Source organism: Streptococcus pluranimalium, assembly GCF_047785705.1.
Taxonomy (GTDB): Bacteria; Bacillota; Bacilli; order Lactobacillales; family Streptococcaceae; genus Streptococcus; species Streptococcus pluranimalium_A.
The window spans coordinates 1-7,618 of the sequence record NZ_JBLOJV010000051.1; the positions used below are offsets into that span (position 1 = coordinate 1).

Below are 7,618 nucleotides of genomic sequence, written 5' to 3' on the forward strand. Positions count from 1 at the left end.
ATTATTTTCCTTTTATTTAGAAATTTTTTTTTACCCCCCCCCCCCCCCCCCCCCGATTTGTCAAGTATTTTGCTTGATTTTTGCCATTTTTTAGCAGTTTTTTCGTAGAAGGAGGAAAAGAGCCCAAAAAAACCCTCCCAAACGGAAGAGTTTAATAGTAGGTTTTCTGGGTTAATCTTCTAAAATGCTAAAACCAAGACTTTTGCTATCGTTTAGGAACATTTGCACTGTTTCTAGTGAATAATCCTCCAATTGTTTACCAGCCAATGGTAATTTAGCGATGAGATCACTGGTACATGTGATGATATCAACACCAAGTGCTTGGGCTTGATAAATATTAAAGGTTTCACGTGGACTAGCCCAAAGTAATTCAATGGACTCTTTTTCACGACAAATCGCAAGCGCTTCTGTCATAATCGGAAGTGGGTCAACACCAGTATCAGCAATCCGACCTGCAAAGACAGAAACAATGGCTGGTACACCGGATGTTAGATGATCAACTACCAGGCGTGTCTGTTCGACAGTAAAGACGGCTGTTACATTCAGTTTAATCCCTTTTTCCGAAAGTTCTTTGATTAAATCAGCCGTTGAAATCCCTGTCGAGGTTGTTACCGGAATCTTAACGTAAACATTGTCGCCAAGTTCGGCAATGCGTTCTGCTTCTTTGCGCATGGTATCAATATCATCTGCGAAAACTTCAAAGGATACTGGATGTTCTGTAATCTGACTTAAAACATCCCGAGCGAAGCCGATATAAGAAGTGATGCCAGCTTTTTTCATCAAACTTGGATTCGTGGTAAATCCAGTCACTAAGCCCGAGTTTAAATCATTGAGCATATGTTCTAAAACAGCACCATCTGAATAAACTTTAATCTGTAATGGGTTTGTCATAATGATCTCTCTTAATCTTCTTCAACAAGATTATTAATGGCTTGGTCAGATTTAGACAGCAAGCTAGGAATAATCAACGTCAATGCCATAAGGGCAATCACAATGTAGATACCAACTTGACCAATAGATGTGCCAAGTCGACCAAGCAAAATACCTAGAACACCAAAGTCAACATCACCAAAAGTTGTATTAGAGAAGCCTAGTTTTCCTAATACCGGTAGTAACATAGCCGGTAAAAAGGCTAAGAGTAAACCGTTAACGAAGGCACCAACAATAGCACCACGACGTCCACCAGTTGAGTTACCATAAATACCTGCAGTCGCACCACAGAAGAAATGAGGAACCATCCCTGGAATAATCAGAACACCACCAGCTGCACCTAAGATCAACATTCCTATCAATCCACCTGCAAAACTTGAAGCGAATCCTAAAATAACAGCAGTTGGGGCATATGGGAAAAAGACTGCACAGTCAACAGCTGGGATAGCATTAGGAATTAACCTGTCAGCAATCCCTTGGAAGGCAGGAATCAGGTCCGCAAGAATCATTCGAACCCCTGCATAAACAATCGCAACACCTACAGCAAAGGTAAGACCACTCTTAATAGCAAAAATAATTGGATTTTGACCAGCTACTAATTCGTTCACCACAGCCGATCCACGAAGGAGAGAGGCTATGGTTGCAATCAAATAGAAAATAACCATGATTAATCCCGTCGAAATAGTGGTGTTACGTAAGAAACTCCATTTTTCAGAAATATCAAGATCCTCGGTATTTTGACTACCATTTCCAACCTTTCCACCGACCCAAGCAGAAAGGTAATATCCTAAAGAGCCAAAGTGCCCCATAGCAATTTCATCTCTGTCAGTCACCTTCAGGGTATACTTTTGACCGATTGCTGGTGAGATGGCAGACCACGCACCAAGTAAAAAGCCACCTAAGAGGATAAGAATAGTGCCTTTAAAGCCCACAGCACCCAGCACGGCTGATAAAAGACAAGCCATGAAGAAACTATGATGTCCTGTTAAAAAAATGTATTTAAAGCGGGTAAAGCGAGCAAAGGCAAGATTCAATAAGAGACCTACCACAAGAATAGACATCGTCTCAACACCCAAAATCTTTTGGGCAACTGAGGTAACCGCTTCATTATTTGGGACAACACCTGTGATGTTAAAGCCGTGTTCAATTAATTTTGACAATGGGTCTAAGTTTGAAACGATGACCCCAGCACCAGCGGCCAACATCAAATAACCCAGAATAGGACCTAACGTACCTGTTAATACTTTATACCAAGGTGTTTTTAAAGCAACCAAGCCAGCACAAGCAATAAATCCCATCAAGAAGGCAGGTTCTTTTAAAATATCTCTAAAAAATGATAATATGGCTTCCATTTGATACACTCCTCTTTCTTTTATCAGATTAGTTTTGGTCAGACATTTCTTTTAAAACAGGGATTAAATCTTCTTCAATTTTCTTCCTGTTGGTATAACTTTTAACGATACATACTTTTGTATCTTCAGGGAAAATATCTTTAAATTCTTTCACTGTCACATAAAGATCCGCTCCCTTACCAACAGCGGCATTAGAATCACAAGATTCGGCATCAACGGCAATACCCAATGATTTGGCAATGGCTTCTACTTTCATGCGAAGTAATAAGCTAGATCCAATCCCATTTCCACAAACAGTTATTATTTTCAACATCTTATAAATCTCCTTCTTCTATTATTTGAGACATTAAGTCTAAGATTTTTTGTTTACTATCAGCCGCAATAAGGGCTTCAATATGAGCATCATCATCCAAGATCAAGGATAATTCTTGCAGTGCTTTTAAATGTGAGGTAGAGTCAACTGCTGCTAGGACAAAAATGAGCTGGACATCTTTGTCTTGGTCCCCCTTTTCTTCAATATCAAAGCTAACAGGATTTTCTAATTGCAAAAGAGCAATCCCTAAATCATTAACACCTTGATCTGGAGCCGCATGAGGCACTGCTACTTTAGGGGCTAAAACGATATAAGCACCTAATTCATTAACAGAAGCAATCATACCATCAATATAGCTGTCTTCAATAATTTTTTCTTTAATCAATGGCTGAGCAGCTAGGCGGATGGCTTCTTGCCAATTACTAACTCCCTGACATTGTTGAATGTAATCTTCTTTTAAAATTTCCAAGAGACCTTTTCCTCCTATGTCTTTTTTGAGATAACTGCCAATAATATATTGGGATAATTCACGTATTAAACTTTCTTTATTGATAATCGTTGTATGGCGATTGATAATAGCCAATAATTCATTAATAGTGACAGGGTTAGAAATAGGAAGATTAAAATCTTCACAAACTGTCTTTTTTAGCATCATTTTCTCGACATCACCCATCAAAGGTTGAGTGACATAAACCGGTTTACTACTAGCAAAAGCAACTGTTGAAAAAACCATATCGTAGGTTGATTCGTCAAGAAAAGCCAAATCTGATAATTGATGAATTTCAATAAATTGAATCTGGGGAAACAGATACCTTAGTTCCGATTGCAATATAAGAGACGAGCTAACACCATTTGGACAAAGTGATAATGCTACTAATCGACCTTCCTTATCTTTAATCGGTCGTTCAAGATTGCTACCAAAATGAATGGTGAAATAAGAAACCTCGTCATCACTAATTGGCTTTTTGAGGTGACGTTCCAAGGGTAACAAACTTCGCTTAACCAAATAAAAGAGAGAAGCATAATCTTCTTGTATTTGCTGCTTTAAGGGGTTTACCATTTCGACATCGTAGAGAATTCGATAATACGCTGGCAAAAGATGGCTATACAAATTTTTGCGTAAATTTGGACTATCGTTAAGAACTAGACCAGTATTTACCAAAACAGAACCAATAATCTCTTCCATAATCAAGTACACCTCGTGATTATAGAAATGATGTAAATCTCCTTGGATGCAACCGATTAAGCGAGTTGTTATGAAATCATTTTCTAGTCGTAATTGTGGAAAATGCCAATAAAGATGTTCTAAAAAATCAGAAAATTGATAGGAGACACTAAATTCACGATAGACCTTATTATTAATGACATATGATTTAAAAGGGCTGCTGGCTAAAAAAGCTAAAAGGTAAGCTAATTCTTTACGTTTTTCAGAAATGAAAAACAAGTGATGCTTACTACCAAGACTCATCAGTAGTCGAGATAAACTAGAACTCTCATCCTTAATCCCCACCTCTTGCATCAGGTAAGCTAGGAGATATTTTCCTGAAGCAAGTGATAACAGGTGATTAATCGTAGCTTCTAAAGCGCGTCTTAATGAAAAAGGAGAGCCTTCCAAATAATAACCAGCTTGCCTTGAATAATGCACACTAACGTCAAACTTTGCTAACTTTTTTCGAACCAACTTGAGATCTGACAGGACAGAATTACGGCTGACTCTTAAAAACGATTCAAAATGATTGACGCAAAGATAACTATCTTCTATCAAGAGGTACAGAATAATCAAATCTGGCCGTTCATCCTGAAAAACATAGTCCTCCAAACTCGGTAAAAGCGCTTGGTACAACTCCTTCTCACCAAAAGAAATCGGCTTTAAGACATCTCCTTCAAATGTAAGCAAGGGAAGCTCCAGATTTTCTAAACTATCATTAATCCGGTCAATATCAGCTAGAATATAACGTCTATGTATTCCTAACAGTGATTCAAAATCCTCCAAACTACGATTCGGATATTTAGAAAAGATATGAATTTTTTTGATGAGCTCATTAGATAACATTCTATCTCCTCCTACTACTTAGTATATTTTAAAGCGTTTTCATAGTCAAGGCTAATTGAGTCCAAAAGCAACCCACAAAATTGGTCACCAATTGTACTCATCATAAAATCTCTTAGAACCCATTATTCACAAAAAATGTTAAACTAAAGATATGACACGAAAAGCATATGATACCGATTTAACCGATCAAGAGCAGAGTGCAAACATACGAATAAAACGCATGAGAAAAGACCTCCTACAGGAGGTCTTTGTCGGGTTTAGAGCATAAAAGAAATTGCGGCAATCATTGATAAAATAGCAAAGGTTGATTTCCAAGCAACCACATTTTTTCTAAAAATTTTTTCGGAAAATAGGGTCATGAGCAGACATGCCCAAAAAATTATTATTTTATAAATCATTGCGAAGTCACCCAATGTGGTGTAGCTCCTCCAATTGAATTACCAATATAAGCAATAATTACTCCTCTACCCGCAGAATTATTATAACTGATTAATCCACTAGCTAATCCTAGAACTACAGCAAGGACTTTTGAAACAGTCTGATCAGGAATTAAAGCTGCAGCTGTTCCTGCTATACCAACTCCGGCTGCTAGTTTATTGGCATTTTCGCTATCTAGGTAAACATCAAACCCTTTCCAAGTATAAACAATTTTATTTACTCCAGTAAATGATCTAAATGAATACTTAGGAGTGATAGATACAGAGTTTTCGGTGAAGACAACATTATACCGATCAGCGTCCGTATTCGCTAATAACTCCTGCTTATATTTTTCCGTAATGACGATTGTTTGACTTTCTTCGTCAACTTCTAAATAACCATTATTAGCAAGTGTTTCAACAACTTCAGCTTTACTATTATCTATTGTTTGAGATGACTCAGGAGCTGTATTTGCATAGGCAACCGTTCCAAAAATTGGAGAAAAGGTTCCTAAAGCTATAACACTCGTTCCTAACATAGCTAAACTTTTAATTTTTTTACTAATAAAACTGTCCTTTCTACTTTCTTTGAACCTTCTTTAACTACTTGTGGAGTTACACCTTGTCTGTATACAAACATCTTATAAATTAATTTATGGATATATGGATATATTATACCACAAAAGGCAACCGTTTTCAAAAAATGTATGGTCACTTTAACATCTACATTTTTTCACAAACTTTTTAACCCTGTTTTTATAAATATAATATAAAAATAAGTAATACTTGTGAAATGGAAGCGTAACCAAGTTTTAATGTTTAACAATTTTTTTAGTCCAATAGAGTAGCTTGATATTCTTTCGTTTCTTGTCTATAAATGTCAGCTGTTATCGGTGGTCTGTTATCGATAATCTGCATTTCATAGCCAACAACCTTGCGACCATTCTTCAAAGTCTGTAGGTAAATGGCTACCCCTAATTTCTCTTCAAGTTCTTCTGCTCCTTTCCTGATACAATCACGTGAAAAACGTGCAGGCTCCCAGCGTTTTTCAGAACCTAAGAACCAGTCTTGCCACTCACTCAAATCCCCTTCAATTGTCGTAACACGTTGATTTCCGTATCGACGTGATTCCCATAATTTCATTAGGATAAGACCGTACTTCGATTTAATCCGTGCAATCTCTGCTAGCTTAAAAGAATAATATTGGCTTCTCAAAGCAAATACATATGGGGCAGCGTCTTCTGAAAACTGAAATTCTATCTCGCCGTTTTGCAGGAATTTTATACGTCTAAAGAGCTGGGTCATTAGTACTCCCTTTATCCCATTTTCAACTATCGGAAGATACAGAGCAGTATTTTCATTCAGAGCTTTAAATCCACGTGCAACACGTTCATAATTCTGACCAGAAGTGTTTAAGCCATAATGCCTCAATACCTCTTTTGCATTAACTTTGAATATGTCAGTAACAGTGTTATCTTTTGTCACGTAACTAAAGCAATAGTCCAATAATTTATGTTCAAATGCTTTTAGATTTCCAAACGCCTTGGCAAGATCATTTGCTTGAACAGCCTAGTAATCTTGTCTAGCTAATAAATTATCAAATGCGGTCTCCATTTTCCCTTTTCTCATTCATAAAACCTCACGTACTTTTTTCTCAAGTATTAACCCCAAAACCCTTGATATCACTGACTTTTCCTCCTCCCTAAAGCAATATAAAGTATATATAAAAGTATGTCTGGAAATATCTTACTCCTAAAAAAGATCTAAAAAAATATTAACTCTTGAAAAAATTGACAAAAAAATAAGGGTATGAGATAATAATAGTGCTTAAAAGTTCGGTAAACTAAGCGCATAGAAAAACCCAGGAGTGCTCAATCTCCTGGGTTCTTTTTTGTGCTTGCTCAAGGCACGCAGGCTATTATTGTTTTTTGTCGCGTTTGTCGAAGCACTTACGGATTAGCCATTCCGTAATTAACTCAGCCGCCACACTCACGAGGAATGGTACAACGACAAGTTCGGTAAACATACGCATTAGAATCACCTCCCACTTGCGCAGTATAGTGATTGCGACTGTTCTGGTATATCACATGATTCTGTATGATAAAAGACGGTCTATAAACTTGGGCCATCAAAGTCCTCTCTCGATGGGCGTTTTTCTTTAATGCTTTGTTTAGCTTGGCGTTGCACTTCCTGTCTTGCTTTTCCGATAACATCTTCAAGACGACGTTCAAAAGTATTCTTTTTGGTTGTAACCTTTACTTTGGTTTTTACTAGCCGTTCTCTTGCTCCAGGGTCAAGTTGTGGTTCTTTGTGACCTGTTACCAACTCTAAGAACCTGTATTCACAAAAAAATGTTAAACTAAAGATATGACACGAAAAGCATATGATACTGATTTAACCGATCAAGAATGGGCTCAATTTGAATCCTATTTCGCCAAACACCGCACCTATAAATGGTCTAAACGAGAACTCGTGAACGCAACCTTGTATATCACTAAAACAGGCTGCCAATGGCGCATGCTCCCTCATGATTTCCCTCCTTACCCAACTTATC

6 protein-coding genes and 3 pseudogenes are annotated in these 7,618 nt (G+C 37.4%); 2 read left to right on the forward strand and 7 right to left on the reverse strand.

Annotation, left to right across the window (positions count from 1 at the left end; translation table 11 throughout):
• Positions 1–171: 171 nt before the first annotated feature.
• The 7 genes and pseudogenes from ACMZ6Z_RS08660 to ACMZ6Z_RS08690 all read right to left on the reverse strand — a co-directional run bounded on the left by ACMZ6Z_RS08660 (position 172) and on the right by ACMZ6Z_RS08690 (position 7,389).
• Positions 172–891 (reverse strand): transaldolase, encoded by a 720-nt coding sequence (locus tag ACMZ6Z_RS08660; RefSeq protein WP_416132151.1) that lies wholly within the window; start codon positions 889–891, stop codon positions 172–174.
• A gap of 11 nt (positions 892–902) precedes the next feature.
• On the reverse strand, positions 903–2,282 hold the full coding sequence (locus tag ACMZ6Z_RS08665) for a PTS ascorbate transporter subunit IIC (protein ID WP_416132152.1): 1,380 nt from the start codon (positions 2,280–2,282) through the stop codon (positions 903–905).
• 28 nt (positions 2,283–2,310) lie between these two features.
• A complete protein-coding gene (locus tag ACMZ6Z_RS08670) occupies positions 2,311–2,595 on the reverse strand; it encodes a PTS sugar transporter subunit IIB (protein WP_416132153.1) in 285 nt (94 codons plus the stop codon).
• Position 2,596: 1 nt separating this feature from the next.
• Positions 2,597–4,648 (reverse strand): BglG family transcription antiterminator, encoded by a 2,052-nt coding sequence (locus ACMZ6Z_RS08675; protein WP_416132154.1) that lies wholly within the window; start codon positions 4,646–4,648, stop codon positions 2,597–2,599.
• A 394-nt stretch (positions 4,649–5,042) separates the two neighbouring features.
• Positions 5,043–5,603: an ABC transporter ATP-binding protein gene (locus tag ACMZ6Z_RS08680; protein ID WP_416132155.1), complete on the reverse strand. Its 561-nt coding sequence runs from the start codon at positions 5,601–5,603 to the stop codon at positions 5,043–5,045.
• A 292-nt stretch (positions 5,604–5,895) separates the two neighbouring features.
• Positions 5,896–6,618 (reverse strand): annotated as a pseudogene (locus ACMZ6Z_RS08685) (replication initiation protein); the annotation flags it as partial.
• A gap of 558 nt (positions 6,619–7,176) precedes the next feature.
• Entirely contained in the window at positions 7,177–7,389 is a 213-nt protein-coding gene (locus tag ACMZ6Z_RS08690) for a hypothetical protein (RefSeq protein WP_416132156.1), read from the reverse strand.
• Positions 7,390–7,431: 42 nt separating this feature from the next.
• Between ACMZ6Z_RS08690 and ACMZ6Z_RS08695 the strand changes: the two are divergent.
• Together ACMZ6Z_RS08695 and ACMZ6Z_RS08700 are read left to right on the forward strand one after the other, a co-directional pair.
• A pseudogene (locus ACMZ6Z_RS08695) lies at positions 7,432–7,554 on the forward strand (transposase); the annotation flags it as partial.
• Positions 7,528–7,618, forward strand: a pseudogene (locus ACMZ6Z_RS08700) (transposase); the annotation flags it as partial. The pseudogenes ACMZ6Z_RS08695 and ACMZ6Z_RS08700, both read left to right, overlap by 27 nt.

Bases quoted from the DNA above. Each gene is read 5' to 3' on its own strand.
- ACMZ6Z_RS08675 (WP_416132154.1), bottom strand. From the start codon at position 4,648: ATGTTATCTAATGAGCTCATCAAAAAAATTCATATCTTTTCTAAATAT.
- ACMZ6Z_RS08665 (WP_416132152.1), bottom strand. From the start codon at position 2,282: ATGGAAGCCATATTATCATTTTTTAGAGATATTTTAAAAGAACCTGCC.
- ACMZ6Z_RS08660 (WP_416132151.1), bottom strand. From the start codon at position 891: ATGACAAACCCATTACAGATTAAAGTTTATTCAGATGGTGCTGTTTTA.
- ACMZ6Z_RS08680 (WP_416132155.1), bottom strand. From the start codon at position 5,603: ATGTTAGGAACGAGTGTTATAGCTTTAGGAACCTTTTCTCCAATTTTT.
- ACMZ6Z_RS08670 (WP_416132153.1), bottom strand. From the start codon at position 2,595: ATGTTGAAAATAATAACTGTTTGTGGAAATGGGATTGGATCTAGCTTA.